Raw genomic sequence first — 21,613 nt, 5'->3', positions numbered from 1 at the left:
TCAGGTCGTCGACGACTTCGGCGGCCGCGCCAGGTGCGGCCACACCCGCATCACCACCTCGCGCTCCGCCGAGAACGACCAGCAGGTGTCGAGCAGGTAGCCGGGGTCGCCCGACTTGCCCAGGCGCGGGCGCATGCCCTGGAAGGCGACCGTGGCCATCGGGATCAGCATCTCCATGAGGTGCGTGCAACTCGCCGTGCCCCGCAGCTTCTCCTTGATGAACGCGGACCAGCCGCGGCCGACCGTGCGGCCAACGAGCACCTGCAGCGTCGCTTCCGCTTCCTTGCACAGCGCCCAGGGCGTCGTGTCGGAGGCGGCGGCGACCTCGCGGACCACGAACTCGCGGTCGATGGTCAGGCGGATCCACATGTCGTGGATGAATTCGCCGGTGGGCACGGTGCCGGGACCGTTGGGGCGGATGAAGTCGAAGGGCTTGGTGTCGCTGACGCGGCCTTCGACGTCGAAGAGGCCGTCCTCGCGTTCGTAGGTGCGCATCGCGATGACGCGGTCGTGGACGTTCTTGCGCGGCGCCGGTGGGGGCAGGGGCATTTGGCCGGATTCCTTTCAGGTGGGAATCAGAACACAGATCGGAAAACGCTTCAGCGCCCCTGCCAGACGGGCGCGCGCTTCTCGGTGAACGCACGCACGCCTTCGGCCGCATCCGCGCTCGACGCGACGGCCAGGTGCATCTCCCGCGACGCCGCGTAACCCGCTTCGAGTCCGAGCTCGCCCACCTTGCGCAGGCCCGCCTTGCCGATCGACAGCGACATCGGCGCGTTGCGCGCGATGGACCGCGCGAGCGCCATGGCGCGCTCGTTCACGGCCTGCGGCGTCGCCTCGACGTAGTTGAGGAAGCCGACCTCGCGCAGCCGCTCCACCGGCATCATCTCCGCCGACAGCAGCAGCTCGAGCACGAGCGCCTTCGGAACCATGTCGAGCATCAGCGCCGTCCAGGCCGCGCCGCGTCCCACGCGCGCTTCGGTGATGCCGGCCTTGCTCCCCGCCAGGCCCACGCGCAGGTCCGAATGCACCGCGAGCAGCATGCCCAACGCGGTGAAGTGGCCATTCAGCGCCGCGACCACTGGCTTGCCCAGGTTGCGCAGGCGGTCGTAGTAGCCGTCGGGCAGCAGCTCGTGGATCTCCAGCCCCCGCTCGCTGCGAACGCGCGACACCTCGGCCAGGTCCATGCCCGCGCAGAACACGCCGCACTCCGCCGCCGCGATCACGAGCACCTTGATGTCGGCGCGTTCTTCGACGGTGGCCCACAGCTCGTGCAGCTTCTGCGCCGCCGCGATCGAGACCGCGTTCTTGCGCGCGGGATTGTTGAGGGTGACCACGGCGACGCCGTCCGTCCCCACGTCGAACAGGACTTCACTCATCGCGGCAGCGTAGCGCGGGAAGCCGGCCCGGCGAAGCGAGGCCGCGGCCGTTCCGCTGCGCAAAACGCGCCGTCGGTCGGCCCATGTTTTGCACAACGGAACGCAGGCTCCGTCCATCGCGTCCGGCGCCCGGAAGCCGGATCATCCGTGCATCCCAAGGAGACTGGCATGAGCCATTGCATTTCGCGCGCCTTCGCGGCGTCCCTCGTTCGACTGACCCTCGCCGGCGTCGCCGCCGTCGGCCTGTCGACGCCCGCCGTCGCCGCCGACTGGGCGCCGACGCGCCCCGTGAAGCTGATCGTTCCGTACACGCCGGGGGCGGGCGCCGACATCACCGCGCGCCTCATCGCGCAGCCGCTGTCCGTGGCGCTGGGCCAGCCCGTGATCGTGGAGAACCGCGGCGGCGCGGGCGGCATCATCGGCACCGACGTGGCCGCCAAGAGCCCGCCGGACGGCCACACGCTGGTGTGGGGCTCGGACGTCGCGTTCACGATCCATCCGCAGCTGACGAAGACACCCTACGACCCGATCAAGGACTTCGAGCCGGTGAGCCTGGTCGTGAACCTGCCGATGGTGCTCGTGACCAATCCGCAGCGCGTCGCCGCCAACAATGTGCGCGAGCTGATCGCGCTGGCCAAGGCCAGCCCCGGCAAATACACCGTCGCGTCGGCGGGCAACGGCACGTCGCACCACTTCGCCGCGGAGTTCTTCAAGCAGCAGGCCGGCGTCGACCTGCTGCACGTCCCGTTCAAGGGCGCGGCGGAAGGCATGAACTCGGTGCTGGCCGGCCAGACCGACATGATGTTCATTTCTCCGGCCACCGTGCTGCCGCACATCAAGGCGAACAAGGTCAGGCCGCTCGCGATGTCGGTCGGCCGCCGCCTGCCCGCGATCCCCGACACGCCGACCATGCAGGAGGCGGGCGTGGCCAACTTCGACGTGGGCATCTGGATGGGCGTGCTGTACCCCGCGAAGACGCCGCGCGCGGCCATCGAGCGCGTGAGCGCGGAGCTCGCGAAGATCGTCGAGCTGCCCGAGGTGAAGGCGCGCATCGGCGACCTGGGCTACACGGCCGGCGGCGGCAAGCCCGAGCAGCTCGGGCAGCGCATCCAGCGCGACATGGACAACTACCGCAAGCTGATCCGCGACGCCAACATCAAGCTCGACTGAACGCACAGGAGTATCACCGCCATGACCACCATCCTCGACATCACCCGGCGCGCCTTGCTGGCCGCAGCACTCTCGGCAGCCGCGGCCGGCGCTTCTGCGCAGGCCTTCCCGTCGAAGCCGATCAAGTTCGTCGTGCCGTTCGCGGCCGGCAGCACGACCGATCTCACCGCGCGCTTCCTCGCGCAGCACGTCAGCGAGCGCTTGAAGCAGCCCGTGGTCATCGAGAACCGCGCGGGCGCCAACGGCTTCATCGGCATCCAGTACGCGCTCACCCAGCCGGCGGACGGCTACACGGTCATCATCTCCACCAGCACGACGCACGCGGCGAATGCGGCCCTGTTCAAGAAGCTGCCCTACGACCCCGTGTCGGACTTCATTCCGCTCACCGGCGTGTCGGTCGGCGGCCTCGTGCTGGCGGTGGCGCCGGGCTTTCCGGCGCAGAACGTGAAGGACGTCCTCGAACTCGCGAAGAACCGCCCGGGCAAGCTCACCTTCGGCAGCGGCAACTCGTCCTCGCGCGCCGGCGGCGAGCTGTTCAAGGAGATCGGCAAGGTCGAGCTTCTGCATGTTCCCTACAAGGCGCTGCCCGCGGCGATCACCGACGTGATCGGGGGCCAGGTCGACATGGTCTTCGGCGACGGGCCTGCCGTGCTGCCGCTCGTGCGCAGCGGCCGGCTCAAGGCGCTCGGCGTGTCCACGCGCGCACGCATGCCCGGCCTGGACAACGTGCCGACCATCGCGGAGCAGGGCCTCGCCGGCTACGAGCTGACGGGCTGGATCGCCGCGTTCGCGCCCAAGGGCACGCCCACCGACATCGCCGACCGGCTCAACGAAGTGCTGGTATCCGTGCTGAGGATGCCCGAGGCCGTGCGCTTCTTCGGCGAGACGGCGTGGAGCCCGATGCCCATGTCGCGCCAGGAGATGGCCGCGTTCCAGAAGACCGAACTCGCCCGCTGGGCCCGCGTCATCAAGTCCGCCGGCATCGAACCGGAATAATGCGCGGATGAAATCCTTTCGCCATCTCGTTCCCGCCCTGCGCATCTTCCACGGCGCGGACTGCTTCAAGACCCTGGCCGCCGAGCTCGAACGCGAGGGCGCGAGCCGGGCGGTGATCTTCACCGGCAACACCTTGTCGAAGCCGGGCTCGCCGGTCGACCTGATCCGCGCGGCGCTCGGCGAGCGTTGCGCGGGCGTGTATGCCGGCGTGAAATCCGACAGCCCCGTGCCCGCGGTCGAGGACGCCGCGCGCGAGCTCGAGCGCCTGGGCGCCGATGCCATCATCGCGGTTGGCGGCGGCTCCGCCATCGTGACGGCGCGCGCCGCCGCGATCCTGCTCGCGGAAAAGGACGAGGTGAAGAACCTCTGCACGCGCCAGGTCGGCGACAAGCAGGTGAGCCCGAAGCTGCTGAAGCCGAAGATTCCGCAGTTCGTCGTGCCGACCACGCCGACCACCGCATCGATCAAGGCGGGCAGCGCGGTGCTCGATCCGGTCGAGGGCACGCGCCTGCCGCTCTTCGATCCGAAGACGCGCGCCCGCGCCCTGTTCATCCACCCGGACTTCATGGCGACGGCCTCGCGCGAGCTGGTCGTGAGCGCGAGCCTGAACACGATGGCGCTGGCGCTCGAAGGGCTCCTGTCGCCGACGGGCGACCCGATGTCCGACGCGATGCTGATCCACGCGGTGCGGCTGATGTCGCGGCAGATCGTGGCGGCGTCGACGAGCGACGACATGCAGGTGCGGTCCGACCTGATGATGGCCTCGCTGATGGCGGGGCACGGCACCGACTACACCGGCGCCGGCATGGCGATCCCCGTGGGCCACGCGATCGGCACGCGCTGCGGCATCGACATGGGCGTGTCCGATGCCATCATGCTGCCGCACGTGTTGCGCTTCAACGCCGAAGCGGCGGCGGCGGGAATCACGAAGCTGGTCGATGCGCTCGGCCTGCGGCTTGCCGTTGGCGAGTCCGAAGTCGAGGCGGTGATCGCGAAGCTCGAAGCGATCTTCGGCGCGCTCGGCGTGCCGAAGCGGCTGCGCGATGCGGGCATTGGGCGCGAGGTGCTGCACGAGCTCGCTACCATCGCGTTCGGCGACTGGTACCTGCAGAACAATCCGCGCAAGATCCGCGACGTCGCCGAACTCGAGGGCGTGCTCGAGCAGGCCTGGTGACTTCACCGAACCGAACAGAACAGAACCGAAGGAAGAACGATGCCGAAAGCCTACTGGGTCTCCACCTACCAGGGGATCGACGACAACGACAAGATGGCCGCGTACGGCAAGCTCGCCCTGCCGGCCATCGAGGCCGCGGGCGGCCGCTTCATCGCGCGCGCCGTGCCCGCCGCGGCGTTCGAGCTCGGCGTGAAGCAGCGCACGGTGCTGATCGAGTTCGACAGCCTCGAAGCCGCCCTGGCCGCGCACGAAACGCCCGCCTACAAGGCCGCGCTGGCCGCGCTCGAAGGCGGTGTCCGGCGCGACCTGCGGATCGTCGAAGGCCTATGAGCGATCTGCTGTACGAGGTGAGCGACGGCGTCGCCGTCATCACCATCAACCGGCCGGAGCGCATGAACACCATGAACACGCCCGTGCGCGACGGGCTGTTCGATGCGTTCGCCTGCTTCGAGGCCGACCCGAATGCGCGCGTCGCGATCCTCACCGCCGTCGGCGACAAGGCGTTTTGCGCCGGCCGCGACCTGAAGGACAAGACGCAGGCCGAGATGACCGAGGTGAAGCGCGGCTACCTGCCCATCCTCGGGGACGCCATCCCCGTGAGCAAGCCCGTCATCGCCGCCGTGAACGGCCCCGCGCACGCGCTCGGTTTCATCTTCGTGCAGATGTGCGACCTGTGCGTCGCGAGTTCGCATGCCAACTTCAGCATCAGCGAAGTGAAGCTCGGCCGCGGCGTCGCCTGGGCGGTGCCGCTCGCGACGATGATTCCCCGCAAGGCGATGATGGAGCTGCTGCTCACCGGCGTCTCCATCACGGCGCAGCGCGCGTACGAGATCGGGCTCGTCAACCACGTGGTCGAGCGCGACCAGGTGATGCCGAAGGCGATGGAACTCGCGCGGCAGATCGTCGCCTCCGCGCCCCTGTCCGTGGCGGGCGCCCGGCGCATCGCGCAGTTCGCCGACGAATACGGCCAGTCCGAGGCGCTGGACCGCGCGTACGAAATCTTCCGCACCATCTACGCCAGCGAAGACGCGGCCGAAGGCATCCGCGCCTTCGTCGAGAAGCGTCCTCCCCGGTGGCAGGGGCGATAGGACGCAGCTCGTCATTCCCGCGAAGGCGGGAGTTCAGGGCTTCCGGAAGTCCGAAGTACGGAACAGCATTCGGCGCCCCCGGCACGACGCCGCGAGGCGAACCTATGCTCCGACGTACTCGAATCCGCCCATCCGTGTCCGTCGTCGCCACTTCCTCCGAACCCCGCTACAAGGTCACCTCGCTCGAACGCGGCCTGGCGGTGCTGCGCGCGATGCGCGATGCCGACGGGCCGCTGCGCAACCACGACGTGGTGTCGCGCACCGGCTTGCCGAAGGCGACCGTGTCGCGCCTCATGAGCACGCTGAGCACGCTCGGCTACCTGCGCCGCACCGACCAGGGCAGCTACGTGCTGCGCGACCAGAGCGCGCGCCCCGGCCGCGCGATGCTCGAAGGCCTGCGCCTGGAGCGCCATGCGCCCGCGCTCAAGTCCGTGCTCTCGGCCACCGGCGGCGCGGCGTACCTCGAAGCGCAGATCGGCGCCGCGCGCGTGGCGGTGTTCCGCTGGCTGCACGATGGCTGCACCCTCCTGTCCGCGGGGTACGGTGAATCCACGGAACTCGCCGCCTGCGAATCGGTGGACCTTGGCAGCGTCGGCGAATTCGTGCTCACGTTCCGCGTGCCGCCGGGCGTCGAGCTGACGGATGCGCAGCTCGACCGGGCGAAAGCCGCGTTGCTCAAAGTCTCCGGCGCGCTGCGCAGCGACGCTTCCGCCTGAGGGCCGGCCCATGGGACTCGACCTCCTCGACACCGTCTGGCGCACCGCCGCGCCGCGCCCCGGTGCACCCGACCTCACGGGCGTGGTATCGCGCCGGCATCGCCTGGCGGACGCCGCGAGGGTGGCCGACGCGGCGACGGTGGCCGACGCCGCGCGTCGCAAGACGCCGCCGCGCAAGGCGCCCGGCGCCGATTTCGTCGAGGCGCTGGCGCACGGCCTCGCGCTGCTCGAATGCTGGAAGGGCCACGAGGTGTGGCTCTCCAATTCCGAACTCTCCGACCGCTGCGGCCTCACGCGCACGACCGTGTCGCGCCTGACCTCGGTGCTGGTGGACCAGGGCTATCTGGCACGCGAAGGCCGGCGCGGCCGCGTGCGGCTCACGGCGTCGACGCTTGCGCTCGGCTTCGGCAGCGCGTTCTCGGTGCTGCCGGCCGATGCCGCGCAGGCCGAGCTGGAATCGCTCGCGCGCGAACTCGACGTGTATGCCGCGCTCAGCATCCGCCGCGTCGATCGCGTGCAGATCCTCGAGAACGTCGCGAGCCCGTTCCACCCGGACGCGGTGCGCATGGACGTGGGCGGCCTGCTGCCGCTGTGCCGCTCGGCCTCGGGCCTCGCGGCGCTGTCCGCCATGCCCGAGCGCGAGGCCGTGCCGCTCGTGACGCAATTGAAGATGCGCTACGGCGAGCGCTGGGACCCGCTGCACCGGCAGCTCGTGCGCACGCGGCAGGAATACATGCGCAAGGGCTACTGCACGTCGGTCGCGGCGCTGTCGCCGGTGGTCGGCGCGGTCGCCATGCCCATGATCCCGATCGGCGGGCACGACATGTTCGTGCTGGCCTGCGGCATGTCGGCGCGCGAGTTCTTTCCCGAGCGCGTCGAGCGCGACATCGCGCCGCTCATGGCGCTCGCGGCGCAGAAGCTCACGGCCGCGATGGCCGCGTAGCTCGGCAGCGCGCATTTACTTTCGCGACAAACTCGACGGGGCCGGTCGCCCGTACACTGGCCGCGCTCGCGCGTGGAGGGTCGAGCTTTCCATGCAGTACCCAAAAATCATTCTTGCCCTTTTCGTGTCGGTCCTTCTCGGGGCCTGCGGCGGCGGCGGCTCATCGTCCAGCGGCACCGCGACTCCGCCTTCGACGGCGGCCAGCGCACCGGTGGCCGGCCAGCTGCTCGACGCGACGCTCCTCAAGACGATCGGCACGGCGGAAGTCGCATCCGCGCTCTCGGCCGACGGCGATGCCGCCTTCCTCGCCACGCCGCGCTACCCGGTACAGGCGTGGCGGCTGAGCTACTACACGGTCGACGGGCAGGGCCGGCAGGTCATCGCGTCGGGCCTCGTCGCCTTGCCGCAGAAGCCGGCCGGCGCGACGAGCCCCGTGCTGAGCTACCAGCACGCGACGATCAAGCGCCAGGCCGATGCGCCCAGCCGCCTGACCGACGTCGGTGAGCCGCCGGTCGTGCTGGCGTCGCTCGGCTACATCGTCGTCGCGGCGGATTACGTCGGCTACGGCGTGTCGCTCGGCTCGCCGCATCCCTACCTGCTCTCTGCGCCTTCGGCCGCGGCCGTCGTCGACTTCCTCACCGCGGCGAAGACCTGGCGCCAGTCGCAGAAGATCGCGGACAACGGCCAGCTGTTCATGACGGGCTATTCCGAAGGCGGTTACGTGACCGTGGCCGCGCAGCGCGCGCTGCAGGCCGGGGCGACGCCGCATCGCGACGAGATCGTTCACGTCGTTGCCGGCGCCGGGCCGTACGACGTACGCACGACGCTCGACCTGCAGCTCGCGAAGGTGCGCGACGACAACCCGCTGCTCGCGGAAATTCTCAGTCCGAACGTGCTCAAGCGCCTGGGCGACTCGGATCGACGCAAGGTCACGGCGCTGCTGCTCGCGCAGACGCTGGGCACCGATGCGGAGGTCACGTTCATGACCACGGCGATCGACAACTACCTTTCCGACGACCGCGCGGCCATCGAGGCGGCGAGCAACGTGTTCGACTGGTCGCCGCAGGCGCCCCTGAGCCTGTTCCACGGCCGCGACGACCGAACGGTGACGTACCTGAACTCGAGCCTCACGCTGCAGGTGATGCGCGGCCGCGGCGCCGGCGACCGCGTCACCTTGACCGACTGCGTCGCGCAGCCGGCGGGGCATTCGGAGTGCGTGCTGCCGTACTGGCGGCTGGTGCTGGATCGGTTCGGGCGGCTGGCGAAGGATCTTTGAACGGCTATTGCTTTGCTGCCGGAGCAACGAGGAGAGACGGCTGCAAGTCGGAGTCCTCCCGAAGCTTCGCTTCGTAGTTCTGCCCGCCGTAGAAGACCCCGATGATGGAGACCGTGTCGGCCTCTACGTCGAATGCGATGACGGCTCGCTTTCTGTAGTTGGTGATCCTCAGCCCGGGGCGCACATCGTCTCGGCGTGTGCCTCGATGGGGAAACGTGCGCAGGCTTTCGCAGTAGCTCACGATGGCGTTGGCGTATCGGGCTGCAATGTCCGGCGATGCGGCTTCCGCGATGTACCTTTGAAGTTCGAGAAGCTGGTCCTCTGCCTTGCGCGCGAAAGCGACGCGGTAGCTCATCTCGACCTGGACCGCTCCGCAGCCAGACGCGCGCGAACATGATCGGCTGTGACAGCGCTTCCTGGATCGGCCTTCAGGGCATCGTAGGCCGGACCGACCTCGTCGTGCAGCCAATTCTCGATCGCCCGATCACGTGCCATCAGCGCACGCAGGCCATCGCGAATCACTTCACTCTCGCTGGCGTACTCGCCTGCTCGTACCTTCGCCTTCACGATATCGATCATTTCGTTCGGGAGCGTGATGCTCATCTGTTGGGTGCTTCGCATCAGGTACTCCATGCGGCCGATAGGATTCAATCCTACTCGATCGTGCTGCGAGCGCCACTGGATGGGCGGACCCGCCGGACGCTCATTTCCCCGCGTTCGGAAAGAACAGCTGCTCGCCGCCGATCTTGTACGCGGCGATGGCCTGCTGGCCTGCGGGCGAAACGACCCAGTCGACGAAGCGTTGCGCCTCCGCGGCCTTGAGATGGGGGAATTTCGCGGGGCTCACGGCCATCACGCCGTACTGGTTGAAGAGGCGCTGGTCACCCTCGACGAGGACAACGAGATCGGCCCGGTTCTTGAAGTTGAGCCAGGTGCCCCGGTCGGTGATCGCATAGCCGTTGGCCTGCGCGGCGATGTTGAGCGCCGGACCCATGCCGCAGCCGCATTCCTTGTAGCCGCTGCCCCTGGGGCCTTCGGCCAGTGTCCAGTAGCGGTTCTCTGCCGCGTGCGTGCCGCTCTTGTCGCCGCGCGATACGAAGGGCGCGTTGGCGGCGCCGACCTTGCGCATCGCGGCGACGATGTCGTTGCCCTTCGTGCCCACGGGATCGGTCTTCGGCCCGACGAGCACGAAGTCGTTGTACATGACCGGGAAGCGGCGGGCCGCGAAACCGTCGGCGACAAACTTCTCCTCGGCCGGCTGATCATGGACGAACAGCACGTCGGCATCGCCGCGGCGCGCCATGTCGATGGCCTGGCCGGTTCCGACCGCGACGACCTTCACGTCGATGCCGGTGGCCCGCTTGAACGCGGGCAGGAGGTTCGTGAAGAGGCCGGATTGTTCCGTGGAGGTGGTCGACGCCATCGTGATGGCGGGGGCCTGCTGGGCATGCGCGCCGGCGGCGGCGAGGAGTGCGGCAAAAAGGGCGACGAGAGCCGTGCGGCGATTGAATCGGGTCATGCGCACATCCTAGGAATGCCGCCGCGTCCACGCATCGGACGCAGTCCTTATGAATCGCCATGCATACCCCGCTCAGACTGTCGCCACGGGGGTGACCGGCGACCCTGCCGCGCCGGGCAGCCGCAGCGGTGGCGCGGTCAGCAGGAAGCGCGAACGCCCGTGCTCGCGCAACCAGCGATTCAGCGGGGACAGGAGCCACTGTTCGCCGAGCGGTATGCCGAGCTTGAACAGGCAGTGTTCGTGGATCGTGCTGCTCGCGCCGGCTCGTGGCGGCAGGATCTCGACCGCGCGGTTGTCCGAGATGAGCGCGGCGACGCCGGAATCGGTGATCCACCGCAGCAGACGCTCGTCGCCGCCGTCGAGGCCGGCGCAGCTGCCGTGCAGGCGCTCGGCATCCGGCTCGCGGTTCATCTCCAGCAGCAGTTCGTCGAAGCCGGTCCAAAGGCACAGCATGTCGCCGGGCTCGACCTCGACGCGGTCCGCTTCCATGATGCGCATCAAGGCGTCGTAGCCCACGAGTTCCCGGTCGCGCCCGTAGCGCCGGTGCAGGTCCAGCATGACGCCGCGGCCCTGCACGCAGGACGCCGCCATGGTGTCGACGCCGAGCGGCCCGCAGCTCACGCCTTCGTAGCGCGCCCAATCCTCGACGTCCTCGAGCGGCGCGGGCGTCACGATGTGATCGCCGCCGCGCCAGCCGTTGTAGTAAACGCGCTCGGGCAGCCCGTCGCCATCGGCATCGAATTCCGCGCCCACGTGCGCGAGGCTGTCCCACTGCGTCGAATACTGCGTGGAGAGCAACACCGCGTCGTCGCACACCACCGAGCGCATGCGGTTTCCCGGCACGTCGCGTACGTGGTTGTGGAAACACTGGCCGTCGAGCACGGCGCCAAAGAGTCGCGGCGGGCGACGGCGCGGATTCGCGACGGTGCCGCCGGGAAAGTCGAGCGGCAGGCTGAGGCAGAAGGTCAACCCCTCGCGCGCTTCGGCCAGTCCTTCCTTCACCTTCCGTGGCGTGAGCAGGTTCAGCCGGCCGAGCCGGTCGTCCTCGCCGAACTCGCCCCAGTTCGATCCTTCCGGTCGCTTGACCCAACGCTGGCCCACGGTCGTCTCCTCGGTTCGTGAAGGTGCGCAGCTTACTGGGGACGGGTCTTTTCAGTCAATGTCGATTGATAGAGTCGATATAACGCTCAAGGTGGCAGCACGCCCGTGTAGTTGACCTTCCACCGCACGAGGGGCATGTCGGATTGTTGCTCCCAGGCATGCGCGACCCATCCCGCGATGCGGCCGAGGCGGATCAGATTCGCATCCGGCTCCACGCCGATGCGGCGGTTGACGAAGGTCGCGAGCAGGGCGAACTCGGGCGCCTTGCCCGTCAGCTCTCGCGCCGTCTCGATGGCGCGCTCGAAACGCGAGAAGGCGCGGTCGCTCGCGAGCTGTTGGCGAAAGGCGTCCCACAAGGCGGCGGCGCGTGGATCCGGCGTGTCGAAGGGCGAAAAGCCGAAGCCGGGAATGTCCTCGTTCTCGCGCAGGCGCACGCGCACCGGCTCCGTGGGGTCGCGCGCCGCCTCGATCTCCGCCATGAAGCGCGCGAACGCGCCGACGCGCACGGCCGGCAGCCGCCGCCCCATCGAAGCCGACAGGCCGGCGAGAACGCAGCGGTAGGGCGTCGCGCCGGTGCTGGCCGCGGCACGCACGACGTAGGTGGCCGGATGAAGCGCCTGGTCCGCCGCCAGCACCAGCACACGGCGGACCGCGTCTTCGAGCTTCGCGCCGCATCGCGTGGCGATGGCGATCTGGCGGTGCAGCGGGCCCTTGCCCGGCATCGCCTGCTGCAGCATGACAGTGGCGAACCAGCGCAACACGTCGGCGCCCGAACGCAGAAAGCCGGGCTTCGACAAATCGTGCGCGCGCGGATTCGCGGCTTCGATCGCAGGCAGAAGCATGCTTGCGCGATCGAGCGAGCCGTAGGGCGCGCTCGCCTTCAGCAGAGCCTCCCAGTTCGCAGGCGGCGTCGCCGCGCCGCCTGCGAAGGGGTCGAAGTCGCCGCTGTCCCAGAGCAGGCGGCACACGTCCTCCAGGGAAGCGCTCTGCGCAAGGTGAACCGCGCTCACGCCGCGGTAGAACGACCCGGCTTCGGTGAGCAGCGTGATCGCGGATGAGCCGGTGAGCCCCGGCGTCGCATCGCGAGCGGACGCGGGCGTCACGCCCGATCGGATCTGTTCAATGTCCGAGCGCAGGTAACGGCTCACCCGGCTGCCGCGCGTCTTGTGCGCGCGGATGTTCTTGCGGCTCACGTAGGTGTAGAGCGTCGGGACGCTGACGTTCAGCGCGCGGGCGGCCTCCTCGGCGGTGAGGTAGAGGCCGTCGCTCGAGCCGAGCGCGGCCGGGGCCGCCTGCGAAGTGGAAGACATGACGAGACTCCAGTCAATATATCGACGATTATGATCGAGATTGACGGACACAGCGCCTTCATCGACATTTCATCCCCATCGGGCCGGTCCGGCCCCCTGCTGGAGAGTCCATGAAGGAATGCAGATTCATCGCCGCCCACGGCATGCTGGGCATCGGCGTCGCGGAAGAGAGCCTGGTCCAGGCGCTCGCCGTCGACCCCCACTTCGTCGCGTGCGATGCCGGCACGACCGACGCCGGCCCCTTCGCGCTCGGAATGGGCATTTCCGCCTTTCCGCGTGCGGCCATCGTGCGCGACCTGTCGGTGCTGTTGCGCCACACGGTCCCGCGCAAGATCCCGCTCCTCATCGGCTCGGTGGGCACCGGTGGCGCGGACGTCCACGTCGACCAGTTCATGGACATCGTGCGGGAGGTCGCGGCCACGGAGGGCCTGAAGCTGAAGGTGGCCGAGATCCGATCGGAGCAGTCGAAGGAATTCCTGCGCTCGCAATTGCGCGGTGGCCGCATCCGCGCCCTCGACGCCGCGCCGCCGCTGGACGAAGAAACGATCGAACGCAGCGTTCGCATCGTCGGCATGATGGGCGTGGAGCCCTTGCAGGCCGCGCTCGACGAGGGCGTGGACCTCGTGGTCGCGGGCCGCTGCAGCGACCCCGCCCTCTTCGCGGCCGTGCCGATCCGCATGGGTCTGCCGCACGGCCTGGCCTGGCATGCGGGCAAGGTGGTCGAGTGCGGGGCGTCCGTGTGCGAGAAGCCGGGCCACGGCGTCGTCGTCGGCTACGTGCGGCAGGACGAAGTGATCATCCGCCCGGTCGGCGCGGGCCTGCGCTGCACCCCGCAGTCGGTCGCCGCGCACAGCCTCTACGAGAACGCCGATCCCTTCCGCTTCACCGAATCGTCGGGCGTGCTCGACCTCACCGACGCCACCTACGAGCAGGTCGACGACACCAGCGTCCGCATCCGCGGCAGCGCGTTCGAGCATGCCTCGCAGCACACGGTGAAGCTCGAGGGTGCGGAGCGCGCGGGCTTCCAGAGCATCCTCATCGGCGGGGTTCGCGACCCGTTCATCCTCGCGGAGTTCGACGCCTGGATGGAAAAGGTCGAGTTGCGCGTCGACAAGTCGGTGAAGGAGGTCTTCGGCCGCGACCTGCGGGCGCTGGGGGCGCGGATCGACTATCACGTGTACGGCCGGGACGGCGTGATGGGCGCGCTCGAGCCGGACCGGGAGCGCGTGCCGCACGAAGTCGGCATCGTAGTCGAGGCGACCGCGCCGAACCAGGCCACGGCTACCGCGCTCGTGCAGCTCACGCGCCAGCCGCTGCTGCACCAGCCCACCACCAAGTGGAAGGGCTCGATCACCGGCTTCGCCTGTCTGCACAACCCCTCGCATATCGAACGCGGGCCGGTCTTCCAGTTCAACCTCAATCACGTCGTGCTGGCCGATGCGCCGCTCGACCTGTTCCGCACCACCATCACACGCATCGAAGGAGCCGCGCATGCGCCTCGCTGATCTCGCCGCCATGATCCGCAGCAAGAATGCGGGCCCGTTCACGCTCACCTTCGACATCCTGTTCACCGACGATGCGAGCTACGAGCGCGTGAAGCGCTCCGGCGCGCTCAACGCTCAGATGTTCGCGCGCTTGTACAAGACGGACCCCGCGAAGGTTCGCTTCTTCGAATGCGACAAGGCGCGCGCCTTCAAGTTCAGCATTCCGCACCCCACGACGCAGGCCGCGCTCGGCAGCGCCGACCTGCACGGCGGCCAGCAGTTCATTCCGCTGCTGGACGTCCGCATTCCCTGAACCTTCCCCCAGGAGAGACACATGAATTCCCCGATCCGATATTGCGCCGCTGCGTTGTTCGCGCTCGGCTGCCTGGCAGCGACGCCCGCGAAGGCGCAGGACGCATGGCCCGTCAAACCCGTTCGCATCGTCGTGCCCACCGCGCCGGGCCTCGCGTCCGACCAGCTCGCGCGCATGCTCGCCGAACACTTCACCAAGGCCTTCGGCCAGCCCTTCATCGTCGAGAACAAGGTCGGGGCGGGCGGCTTCATCGCCTTCACCGACGTCGCGAAGTCGCCGGCGGACGGCTACAAGCTGGTGATCGCGTCGAGCGGCCCCGTGACGATCTCGCCCGCGGTGCTGAGCAAGGTCGCGATCGATCCGGTGAAGGACCTCGCGCCCATCGCCAACATCGCGATCACGCCTCAGGTGATCCTGGTGGGCGCGAACAGCCCTTACCGGCGGCTTGCGGACCTCACGGCCGCGGCGAAGCAGAAGGACCTGGCGTTCGCGATTCCCCCGCTCGGATCGACGAGCCACCTCGCTTATGTCGCCTTTACCCGGGCCGCCAACGTGAAGTTCAACCTCGTCCCGTTCAAGGGCAACCTCGATGGCGCGACGCAGGTGATGGCCGGCGACGTGGCCGCGATGTACGACACGGTGCCGGGTGCCCTGGCGCTGGTGCGGGGCGGCAAGCTGCGTCCGCTGGCGGTGGCCGCGCCGCAGCGTTCGCCCTTCATGCCCGATACGCCGACGCTTGCCGAACTTGGCCTGCCGAACGCGACCGCCGTGGGCTGGATCGGCCTTGCAGCGACGGCGAAGACGCCCGCGCCCATCCTCGACAAGCTCAACGCGGAAGTGCGCCGTTTCCTCGAAGCGCCGGCCACGCGCGATGCGCTGAAGCTGCAGGCGTTCGCACCCGCCGACGATACGAGCCGCCAGGGCTTCGAGCGCCTGATCGCTACGGAGTCCGCGCGCTGGGCGAGAATCGCGAAGGAGGCGAACATCCGAACCGAGTGAGGGCTCGCGGGATGCCGCCTCCGGCCGAATTTCGATAGGCCGTGCCGAGGAATCGCAGGCTGAAGCGCCGCGCGGATCAGTCCGGCCCCGAGTCGCTCCAGCTCCTCAGCACGCTCGCGCGGTCCGCGTCGATGTCGCGCGCCGCATGGCGCACCGCGCCCGGCGTGCGCGACAGGCGCGGGATCACGCCCGGCAGCGTCACCTTGCCGAGCTTCGCGTCGTCGACCTGCGCGAGATTGCCCCGCGCCGCGTACTGCGGATCCTTGAAGATCGCGTCCATCGACATGACCGGCGCGGCCGCGACGCCGCGTTCGCTCAGGGCCTTCAGCGACTCCGCCGCGGGCCGCGATGCGAGCCACTCGGCCACCATCGTTTCGAGCGCCGCGCGGTTCAGCACGCGGGAGCGGTTGGTCGCGTAGCGCGGGTCCTCGATCAGGTCCGGCTGCCCGATGGCCGCGAAGAAGCTCTTCGCCATCGCATCCGTGCCGACCGCAAGCTGGATCGGCATGCCGTCCTGCGAGGGCCAGATCCCGACGGGCGCGGCCACTTCGTTCGTGCCGCCGTTGCGCTCGGCGAGGAAGCCGAGCTGGTCGTAGGAGATGCAGCCCAGCTCCATCATCCGGAACAGGCCGTCGTGCAGCGCGAGGTCGATCACCTGGCCCCTGCCGCTGTGCGCATCGCGCTCGCGCAGCGCCGACACGATGGCAAACGCGCCGAAAAGGCCGGTGATGTAGTCCGCGACAGGGAACGCCGTGACGTTGACGGGCGGGCGGTCGGCGAAACCGGTGAGGTGCGTGAGGCCGCTGAACGCTTCGCTCGTGCGCGCGAAGCCGGGCCAGCGAGAGTACGGGCCTTCCTGCCCGTAGCCGCTCACGCGCAGCAGCACGAGGCCGGGGTTGATCTCGGCGAGCCGGTCGTAGCCGAAGCCCAGCTTCTCCAGCGTGCCGGGGACATAGTTCTCGACCATCGCGTCCGCATGCGCGATCAGCGTGCGCAGCGTCGCGCGATCGTCGTCGTTCGCGAGGTCGAGCGCGATCGTGCGCTTGTTGCGGTTGCACGCATGCCACCAGAGCGACACGCCGTCCTTCTGCTTGCCGAGCGCGCGCAGGGGGTCGCCCTTGCCGGGCCGCTCGACCTTCACCACGTCCGCGCCGTAGTCGGCGAGCAGGCTCGCGGCGAAGGGGCCGGCGACGATCTGGCCGAGGTCCAGGACGCGAATGCCGCGCAGCGGACCGGCGCGGCCTTCAGTCAAGCTTGGCTCCGCCCAGGGCGACGATGCGCCTCCACTTCGCGAACTCGCCGGCCGTCGCGGCTTGCGTCTGCGCCTGCGATTGCAGATGCACGTCGAGGCCGATGGTGCTGCAGAGCTGCTTGTACTCGGGCGTGGATGCGGCCGCGAGCGTCGCGTCGCCGAGCGCCTTCACGAATGCCGGCGGATTGCCCGCGCGCGTGACCATGACGATGGGCGACACGAGTTCGTAGCCCTTCACGCCGCTCTCGTCGAGCGTGGGAATCTCGGGCATGAGCGACGAGCGCTGCAGACCCGTCACGGCGAGGATGCGCACCTTGCCGGCCTTCAGCAGCGGCAGCACGCCGGCAGGACCCTGGAAGCCCACACCGACGACGCCGCTCGCGACGTCGACCACGCTCTGCGACGCGACCTTGTACGGGATGTGCGTGAGGTTCACGCCGGCCATCTGGTTGAAGAGCGCGCCCGCCAGGTGCGAAGCGGTGCCCGCGCCGGCCGACGCGAACGAGAGCGGCGTGCCCCGCTTCGCATCCGCGACCAGCTCCTGCACGGTTCTGTAGGGCGACTGCGTCGGCACGAGCAGAAGCAGTTGCGACAGGCCGACGTTCACGACCGGCGCGAGGTCGTTCACGCCGTCGTAGGGCAGCTTGTTGTAGAGCCAGGGGAAGGTGTAGATCGAGCCGCTCGTGAGCATGCAGGCGCCGCCGTCGGCGGGCGCCTTGGCGAGCACGTCGCAGGCGAGCATGCCGCCCGCGCCGGCGCGGTTGTCGACGATGACCTTGGCATCGAGCGGCTTGGCGATCTGCTGCGCGAAGTAGCGCGACAGGATGTCGACGCCGGTGCCGGGCGCGCTGGGCACGATGAGGCGCAGCGTGCCGTCGGCTGCCGCGGCCTGCGACGTGGCCGGCAAGGTGGCGGCGAGGCCGGCGAGGGTGAAGGTGCGGCGCAGCATGGTGTCTCCATCGGGATGTCGATCCGGAAATTCTGGGGCCGGCCGCTGCCCGGGGCGCGCGGTGAGACAGGGGGTTCCGGGAAACGGAATTGCGACGGTCGATCGGGGGGCCTGGATTCCCGCCTTCGCGGGAGTGACGAGGCAAGTCTGTTTCGCAGCGCGAAACGATTGCTCGCGCTTCTGGAGTTCCCCCCGCGAAAAGCGCACGATGATGGGTCCCACAAGGAGTACCCGGCCCATGAGCAGCGAATTCGATCTCGTCATCCGCGGCGGCAAAGTCGTCGACGGCAGCGGCAGCCCGGCACGCATGGCGGACGTCGCCATCCGCGGCGGCGTGATCGCCCGCGTGGGCGACGTGCCGGAGAAAGGACGCGAAGAAATCGACGCGCGCGGCCGGATCGTCACGCCCGGCTTCGTCGACCTGCACACGCACTACGACGGGCAGGTGACCTGGGAACATCGGTTGCAGCCCTCGTCCACGCATGGCGTGACGACAGTGGTCACCGGCAACTGCGGCGTCGGCTTCGCGCCGTGCAAGCCGCACCAGCGCGAGATCCTCGTGCGCGTCATGGAGGGCGTCGAGGACGTGCCCGAGGTCGTGATGACCGAAGGCGTGCCCTGGGAATGGGAGACCTTCCCCGAGTACCTGCAGTTCCTCGAGCCGCGCCGCTACGACATCGACTTTGCGGTGCAGGTGCCGCACAGCGCCGTGCGCGTGTACGTGATGGGCGAGCGCGGCGAGCAGAAGGTCGCGGCCACCGAGCAGGAACTGCGGCAGATGACCGACATCGTGCGCGAGGCCGTGCAGGCCGGCGCCATCGGCGTGAGCACCTCGCAGCATCTCGGCCACCGCGCGAACGACGGCACGCCCGCGCCCTCGGTCGTCGCGCCGCCGGACGAAGTGCTGGCGCTCGCGCGCGGATTGCGCGAGGCGGATGCCGGCGTGTTCCAGATCGTCACCGACGGCTTCTACGGGGGCTCCGACGCGAGCACGCAGATGGCGCTGCTGCGCAACATCGCGCAGACGTCGGGACGGCCGCTCAGCTTCACCTGCGCGCAGAAAGCGCCGTACGTGAAACTGCACGACGAGCTGCTCCAGCTCACGCAGCAGGCGCAGGCCGACGGTCTGCCGATCAAGGCGCAGGTGTTTCCGCGGCCCGTGGGATTTCTCTTCGGCCTCGCGCTGTCTTTCCATCCCTTCCGCTTCCATCCCAGCTACCTCGAGATCCATCACCTGCCCGTGGCCGAACGCGCGGCGGCGATGCGCGATCCGGCGCGCAAGAAGGCGATCCTGTCCGAGACCTCGGTGAACACGAATCCGGCGGTGGTGTACCTCGTGTCGCAGTACGACAAGGCCTTCGCGCTCTCGGACCCGGTCAACTACGAGCCCTCGCCCGACGAGTTCCTGCAGGCGGTCGCGAAGCGGCGCGGCGTGTCCGTGGCCGAGGTCGCGTACGACGCGCTGCTGGAGCACGACGGGCAAGGCCTGTTGCTCAATCCCGCGACGAACTTCGCCGAGGGCAACCTCGAAGCCGTACACCGCATGCTTACCGACGAGAACACGCTCGTGGGCCTGGGCGACGGCGGTGCGCACTACGGCATGGTGTGCGATTCGAGCTATCCGACGACCGTGCTCGCGTTCTGGACGCGCGACCGCGCGCACGGCCGCGTGCCGCTCGAATGGGCCGTGAACCGCCTCACGCGCAACAACGCGCTGGCGGTGGGCCTCACCGACCGCGGGCTGCTTGCCGAAGGCATGAAGGCCGACGTGAACGTGATCGACTACGACCGGCTGCAATTGCATCCGCCGCGGCCGGTGTTCGATCTGCCGGCCGGCGGCTGCCGTCTCACGCAGGCCGCGGACGGCTACACGGCGACTATCGTGAACGGCGAGGTGACGTACCGCGACGGACAGTTCACCGGGGCGTATCCGGGGCGGCTGGTGCGTCGCAAGGATTAGGGAAAACACCGCCCGCGCCCGGCCGTCTCCGACCGGGAATACCCTGTGACCCCCGCGCGGACCCGCGCCCAAAATTGAATTCAATTTTCAAGAAATTGAATTCATGAGCGATCTGTCGCCCGAAGAAGACGCGCAAGCGCGCGCCTACCGGTTCCTGAAGCACAAGCTCTCGCGCTGCGAATACCGTCCGCGCGAGCGCATCTACGCGCACAAGATCGCCGACGAGATCGAGGTGAGCCGCACGCCCGTGCGCGAGGCGCTCGGCCGCCTCGTGCATGAAGGACTCGTCCAGAAGGAGGGCGGCTGGGGCTACTCCGTCCGCGCGCTGAGCGCCCAGGAGATCCGTGACCTCTATTCGGTGCGCATGGCGCTCGAAGTGGAGGCGGCGCGCGCGGCGCTCGACAGGATCGGCACGGCCGAACTCGCGCGCATCGACAAGCTGCTCGCCCTGTCGGCGAAACACCTGGAGAAATCGCGCACCGCCGATTTCGTGGAGACCTCGCGCAGCATCCACCGCGCCATCGCCGAGGCTTCGGGCAACCGCGTGCTCATCGACCTGCTCGCGGGCCTGCACGAACGCATCCAGGTGCTGGGCTTCATGCTCAACTCGCGCAACCGGCGGCGCTCGCCGCAGGTGCTGCAGGAGAACACCGAGATGGTGGCCGCGCTGCACGCGAAGGACCTCGAGCGGCTCGAGCAGGCGATCCGCACCCACCTGCACAACGGCTGCGCCTCGACCATCGAGGCGGTGCGGGAGTACGTCACGCCATGACGGAGTCGAAAGCTCCCGCGACGCTCCCGCTGCAGGGCATCCGCGTGCTCGATTTCAGCCGCATCATTGCCGGCCCCTTCTGCACGCAGTACCTCGCGGACCTCGGCGCGGATGTCATCAAGGTCGAGCGGCCCGAGACCGGCGACGATGCGCGCGCCTACAACTTCCCCGCGCTGTGGCAAGGCACGGGGACGATGTACCTGTCGTTCAACCGGGGCAAGCGCAGCATCGCGCTCGACCTCGACCGGGAGGAGGACCGCGACGTCGCGCGCCGCCTCGTCGCGCAGGCCGACGTGCTGGTCGAGAACTTCCGCCCCGGCGTGATGGACAAGAGCGGCCTGGGCTGCGAGGAAATGCGCGCGCTCCATCCGCGGCTGGTCTACTGCAGCATCTCGGGTTTCGGCGAGGTCGGCCCGCTCGCGATGGCGGGCGCGAATGATCTCGTCGCGCAGGCATCGTGCGGCGTGATGAGCCTCAATCCGCAGGCGGACGGCCGGCCGCAGAAGGTCGTGCCCGCCATGGTCGACATGTTCACCGGGCTCAACGCGGCGCTCGCCATCGTCGCGGCGCTGCATGAACGGACGCGCACGGGAGTGGGCACGCAGGTGAACACGTCGCTCTACGAGAGCGGCATCGGCATGCTCAGCTACTTCGCGACGACGCAGCTCGCCGCCGCGAGCCAGCCGCCGGTGAAGGAAGACGAGGACCTCGGCGCGAGCATCACGGTGCCCAACCAGACCTTTCGCGCGAGCGATGGCTGGATGGCCATCGCCTGCAGCAACGAGCCGATGTGGCGGCGCCTGTGCGATGCGCTCCAGACGCCGCAGCTGCGCGACGACCCGCGCTACGCGACCAACCTCGCGCGCACGCGCCACCAGGCCACGCTGATTCCGGCGCTGGAAGCGGTGTTCGCCACGCGCACGCGCGACGAGTGGGCACAGCGACTCGGCGACGCCAAGGTCTCGCACTCCAGCGTGCTTTCGGTCGACGAAGTGCTCGCGCATCCACAGACCGAAACGCTCGGCATGGTCGTGGACATCCCGCACCCGGAGATCGAAGGTTTCCGCATGGTGCGTGCCCCGTTTCGCATCGGCTCGCGCGCGCTGGCCGCGACGCTGCCGCCGCCGCGCCTGGACGAACACCGCGCCGAGATCCTGGCGCTGGCCGCGCGCGGCCCCGACCCCACGAAACATGCCACCGAAGGAGCCTGAA

The 21,613-nt window shown here is 69.1% G+C and carries 23 protein-coding genes; 14 read left to right on the top strand and 9 right to left on the bottom strand.

Features of this window, described 5'->3' with window-relative positions; genetic code table 11:
- Together AB7E83_RS00750 and AB7E83_RS00745 are read right to left on the bottom strand one after the other, a co-directional pair.
- Entirely contained in the window at positions 1-549 is a 549-nt protein-coding gene (locus tag AB7E83_RS00750; RefSeq protein ID WP_428564076.1) for a DUF2889 domain-containing protein, read from the bottom strand.
- Between the two features lie 50 nt (positions 550-599).
- On the bottom strand, positions 600-1,379 hold the full coding sequence (locus tag AB7E83_RS00745) for an enoyl-CoA hydratase/isomerase family protein (RefSeq protein ID WP_428564073.1): 780 nt from the start codon (positions 1,377-1,379) through the stop codon (positions 600-602).
- Between the two features lie 168 nt (positions 1,380-1,547).
- On the opposite strand from AB7E83_RS00745, the gene AB7E83_RS00740 reads away from it, so the two are divergent.
- From AB7E83_RS00740 to AB7E83_RS00705, 8 genes are all read left to right on the top strand, one after another.
- On the top strand, positions 1,548-2,549 hold the full coding sequence (locus AB7E83_RS00740) for a Bug family tripartite tricarboxylate transporter substrate binding protein (RefSeq protein WP_428564070.1): 1,002 nt from the start codon (positions 1,548-1,550) through the stop codon (positions 2,547-2,549).
- 21 nt (positions 2,550-2,570) lie between these two features.
- A complete protein-coding gene (locus tag AB7E83_RS00735; RefSeq protein ID WP_428564067.1) occupies positions 2,571-3,545 on the top strand; it encodes a Bug family tripartite tricarboxylate transporter substrate binding protein in 975 nt (324 codons plus the stop codon).
- Between the two features lie 7 nt (positions 3,546-3,552).
- Positions 3,553-4,719, top strand: a complete 1,167-nt coding sequence (locus tag AB7E83_RS00730; RefSeq protein WP_428564064.1) for an iron-containing alcohol dehydrogenase family protein — start codon at positions 3,553-3,555, stop codon at positions 4,717-4,719.
- Between the two features lie 39 nt (positions 4,720-4,758).
- Positions 4,759-5,049 (top strand): DUF1330 domain-containing protein, encoded by a 291-nt coding sequence (locus AB7E83_RS00725; RefSeq protein ID WP_428564061.1) that lies wholly within the window; start codon positions 4,759-4,761, stop codon positions 5,047-5,049.
- Positions 5,046-5,807: an enoyl-CoA hydratase/isomerase family protein gene (locus tag AB7E83_RS00720; RefSeq protein ID WP_428564058.1), complete on the top strand. Its 762-nt coding sequence runs from the start codon at positions 5,046-5,048 to the stop codon at positions 5,805-5,807. The genes AB7E83_RS00725 and AB7E83_RS00720 overlap by 4 nt, the downstream gene beginning before the upstream one ends.
- 134 nt (positions 5,808-5,941) lie before the next feature.
- Positions 5,942-6,523 carry a helix-turn-helix domain-containing protein gene (locus AB7E83_RS00715; RefSeq protein ID WP_428564055.1) on the top strand — a complete coding sequence of 194 codons (582 nt, stop codon included), beginning with the start codon at positions 5,942-5,944 and terminating at the stop codon, positions 6,521-6,523.
- A gap of 10 nt (positions 6,524-6,533) precedes the next feature.
- Positions 6,534-7,466 (top strand): IclR family transcriptional regulator, encoded by a 933-nt coding sequence (locus tag AB7E83_RS00710; RefSeq protein WP_428564052.1) that lies wholly within the window; start codon positions 6,534-6,536, stop codon positions 7,464-7,466.
- A 91-nt stretch (positions 7,467-7,557) separates the two neighbouring features.
- Positions 7,558-8,742: an alpha/beta hydrolase family protein gene (locus AB7E83_RS00705; protein WP_428564049.1), complete on the top strand. Its 1,185-nt coding sequence runs from the start codon at positions 7,558-7,560 to the stop codon at positions 8,740-8,742.
- A gap of 4 nt (positions 8,743-8,746) precedes the next feature.
- On the opposite strand, the gene AB7E83_RS00700 is transcribed toward AB7E83_RS00705, so the two are convergent.
- From AB7E83_RS00700 to AB7E83_RS00680, 5 genes are all read right to left on the bottom strand, one after another.
- Positions 8,747-9,097 (bottom strand): type II toxin-antitoxin system RelE/ParE family toxin, encoded by a 351-nt coding sequence (locus tag AB7E83_RS00700; RefSeq protein ID WP_428564046.1) that lies wholly within the window; start codon positions 9,095-9,097, stop codon positions 8,747-8,749.
- Positions 9,094-9,363: a ribbon-helix-helix domain-containing protein gene (locus AB7E83_RS00695; protein ID WP_428564722.1), complete on the bottom strand. Its 270-nt coding sequence runs from the start codon at positions 9,361-9,363 to the stop codon at positions 9,094-9,096. Before AB7E83_RS00695 ends, AB7E83_RS00700 begins: the two co-directional genes overlap by 4 nt.
- A gap of 82 nt (positions 9,364-9,445) precedes the next feature.
- Entirely contained in the window at positions 9,446-10,261 is an 816-nt protein-coding gene (locus tag AB7E83_RS00690; RefSeq protein WP_428564043.1) for an extracellular solute-binding protein, read from the bottom strand.
- A gap of 72 nt (positions 10,262-10,333) precedes the next feature.
- Positions 10,334-11,362, bottom strand: coding sequence for a cyclase family protein (locus AB7E83_RS00685; protein WP_428564040.1), 1,029 nt, complete (start codon positions 11,360-11,362; stop codon positions 10,334-10,336).
- 86 nt (positions 11,363-11,448) lie between these two features.
- Entirely contained in the window at positions 11,449-12,672 is a 1,224-nt protein-coding gene (locus AB7E83_RS00680) for a citrate synthase family protein (protein WP_428564038.1), read from the bottom strand.
- 110 nt (positions 12,673-12,782) lie between these two features.
- On the opposite strand from AB7E83_RS00680, the gene AB7E83_RS00675 reads away from it, so the two are divergent.
- From AB7E83_RS00675 to AB7E83_RS00665, 3 genes are read left to right on the top strand one after another with little or no spacing between them, the layout of a single operon-like run.
- Positions 12,783-14,177 (top strand): acyclic terpene utilization AtuA family protein, encoded by a 1,395-nt coding sequence (locus AB7E83_RS00675; protein ID WP_428564036.1) that lies wholly within the window; start codon positions 12,783-12,785, stop codon positions 14,175-14,177.
- Positions 14,164-14,469 carry a DUF4387 domain-containing protein gene (locus tag AB7E83_RS00670; RefSeq protein WP_428564033.1) on the top strand — a complete coding sequence of 102 codons (306 nt, stop codon included), beginning with the start codon at positions 14,164-14,166 and terminating at the stop codon, positions 14,467-14,469. The genes AB7E83_RS00675 and AB7E83_RS00670 overlap by 14 nt, the downstream gene beginning before the upstream one ends.
- 21 nt (positions 14,470-14,490) lie before the next feature.
- Entirely contained in the window at positions 14,491-15,468 is a 978-nt protein-coding gene (locus AB7E83_RS00665) for a Bug family tripartite tricarboxylate transporter substrate binding protein (RefSeq protein ID WP_428564030.1), read from the top strand.
- 76 nt (positions 15,469-15,544) lie between these two features.
- Here AB7E83_RS00665 and AB7E83_RS00660 read toward each other — a convergent pair whose 3' ends face one another.
- Both AB7E83_RS00660 and AB7E83_RS00655 read right to left on the bottom strand, forming a co-directional pair.
- Positions 15,545-16,720 carry a CaiB/BaiF CoA transferase family protein gene (locus AB7E83_RS00660; RefSeq protein ID WP_428564027.1) on the bottom strand — a complete coding sequence of 392 codons (1,176 nt, stop codon included), beginning with the start codon at positions 16,718-16,720 and terminating at the stop codon, positions 15,545-15,547.
- Complete coding sequence (locus tag AB7E83_RS00655; protein ID WP_428564024.1) at positions 16,713-17,669, bottom strand: Bug family tripartite tricarboxylate transporter substrate binding protein; 957 nt, start codon at positions 17,667-17,669, stop codon at positions 16,713-16,715. The genes AB7E83_RS00660 and AB7E83_RS00655 overlap by 8 nt, the downstream gene beginning before the upstream one ends.
- Positions 17,670-17,907: 238 nt before the next feature.
- Between AB7E83_RS00655 and AB7E83_RS00650 the strand changes: the two genes are divergently transcribed.
- The 3 genes from AB7E83_RS00650 (at position 17,908) to AB7E83_RS00640 (ending at position 21,612) form a co-directional block, all read left to right on the top strand.
- On the top strand, positions 17,908-19,629 hold the full coding sequence (locus AB7E83_RS00650) for an N-acyl-D-amino-acid deacylase family protein (RefSeq protein WP_428564021.1): 1,722 nt from the start codon (positions 17,908-17,910) through the stop codon (positions 19,627-19,629).
- A gap of 103 nt (positions 19,630-19,732) precedes the next feature.
- Positions 19,733-20,401 (top strand): GntR family transcriptional regulator, encoded by a 669-nt coding sequence (locus tag AB7E83_RS00645; RefSeq protein WP_428564018.1) that lies wholly within the window; start codon positions 19,733-19,735, stop codon positions 20,399-20,401.
- Complete coding sequence (locus AB7E83_RS00640; protein WP_428564015.1) at positions 20,398-21,612, top strand: CaiB/BaiF CoA transferase family protein; 1,215 nt, start codon at positions 20,398-20,400, stop codon at positions 21,610-21,612. The genes AB7E83_RS00645 and AB7E83_RS00640 overlap by 4 nt, the downstream gene beginning before the upstream one ends.
- Position 21,613 lies beyond the last annotated feature (1 nt).

Source organism: Ramlibacter sp. (assembly GCF_050250995.1).
GTDB lineage: Bacteria > Pseudomonadota > Gammaproteobacteria > Burkholderiales > Burkholderiaceae_C > Ramlibacter.
Note: the sequence above shows the minus strand (reverse complement) of the source record. Positions and strands in the feature narration are given on the sequence as shown.

Bases quoted from the DNA above. Each gene is read 5' to 3' on its own strand.
- AB7E83_RS00735 (WP_428564067.1), top strand. From the start codon at position 2,571: ATGACCACCATCCTCGACATCACCCGGCGCGCCTTGCTGGCCGCAGCA.
- AB7E83_RS00725 (WP_428564061.1), top strand. From the start codon at position 4,759: ATGCCGAAAGCCTACTGGGTCTCCACCTACCAGGGGATCGACGACAAC.
- AB7E83_RS00695 (WP_428564722.1), bottom strand. From the start codon at position 9,363: ATGCGAAGCACCCAACAGATGAGCATCACGCTCCCGAACGAAATGATC.
- AB7E83_RS00710 (WP_428564052.1), top strand. From the start codon at position 6,534: ATGGGACTCGACCTCCTCGACACCGTCTGGCGCACCGCCGCGCCGCGC.
- AB7E83_RS00655 (WP_428564024.1), bottom strand. From the start codon at position 17,669: ATGCTGCGCCGCACCTTCACCCTCGCCGGCCTCGCCGCCACCTTGCCG.
- AB7E83_RS00740 (WP_428564070.1), top strand. From the start codon at position 1,548: ATGAGCCATTGCATTTCGCGCGCCTTCGCGGCGTCCCTCGTTCGACTG.
- AB7E83_RS00720 (WP_428564058.1), top strand. From the start codon at position 5,046: ATGAGCGATCTGCTGTACGAGGTGAGCGACGGCGTCGCCGTCATCACC.
- AB7E83_RS00700 (WP_428564046.1), bottom strand. From the start codon at position 9,097: ATGAGCTACCGCGTCGCTTTCGCGCGCAAGGCAGAGGACCAGCTTCTC.
- AB7E83_RS00745 (WP_428564073.1), bottom strand. From the start codon at position 1,379: ATGAGTGAAGTCCTGTTCGACGTGGGGACGGACGGCGTCGCCGTGGTC.
- AB7E83_RS00645 (WP_428564018.1), top strand. From the start codon at position 19,733: ATGAGCGATCTGTCGCCCGAAGAAGACGCGCAAGCGCGCGCCTACCGG.
- AB7E83_RS00675 (WP_428564036.1), top strand. From the start codon at position 12,783: ATGAAGGAATGCAGATTCATCGCCGCCCACGGCATGCTGGGCATCGGC.
- AB7E83_RS00670 (WP_428564033.1), top strand. From the start codon at position 14,164: ATGCGCCTCGCTGATCTCGCCGCCATGATCCGCAGCAAGAATGCGGGC.
- AB7E83_RS00640 (WP_428564015.1), top strand. From the start codon at position 20,398: ATGACGGAGTCGAAAGCTCCCGCGACGCTCCCGCTGCAGGGCATCCGC.
- AB7E83_RS00705 (WP_428564049.1), top strand. From the start codon at position 7,558: ATGCAGTACCCAAAAATCATTCTTGCCCTTTTCGTGTCGGTCCTTCTC.
- AB7E83_RS00650 (WP_428564021.1), top strand. From the start codon at position 17,908: ATGAGCAGCGAATTCGATCTCGTCATCCGCGGCGGCAAAGTCGTCGAC.
- AB7E83_RS00730 (WP_428564064.1), top strand. From the start codon at position 3,553: ATGAAATCCTTTCGCCATCTCGTTCCCGCCCTGCGCATCTTCCACGGC.
- AB7E83_RS00680 (WP_428564038.1), bottom strand. From the start codon at position 12,672: ATGTCTTCCACTTCGCAGGCGGCCCCGGCCGCGCTCGGCTCGAGCGAC.
- AB7E83_RS00750 (WP_428564076.1), bottom strand. From the start codon at position 549: ATGCCCCTGCCCCCACCGGCGCCGCGCAAGAACGTCCACGACCGCGTC.
- AB7E83_RS00665 (WP_428564030.1), top strand. From the start codon at position 14,491: ATGAATTCCCCGATCCGATATTGCGCCGCTGCGTTGTTCGCGCTCGGC.
- AB7E83_RS00690 (WP_428564043.1), bottom strand. From the start codon at position 10,261: ATGACCCGATTCAATCGCCGCACGGCTCTCGTCGCCCTTTTTGCCGCA.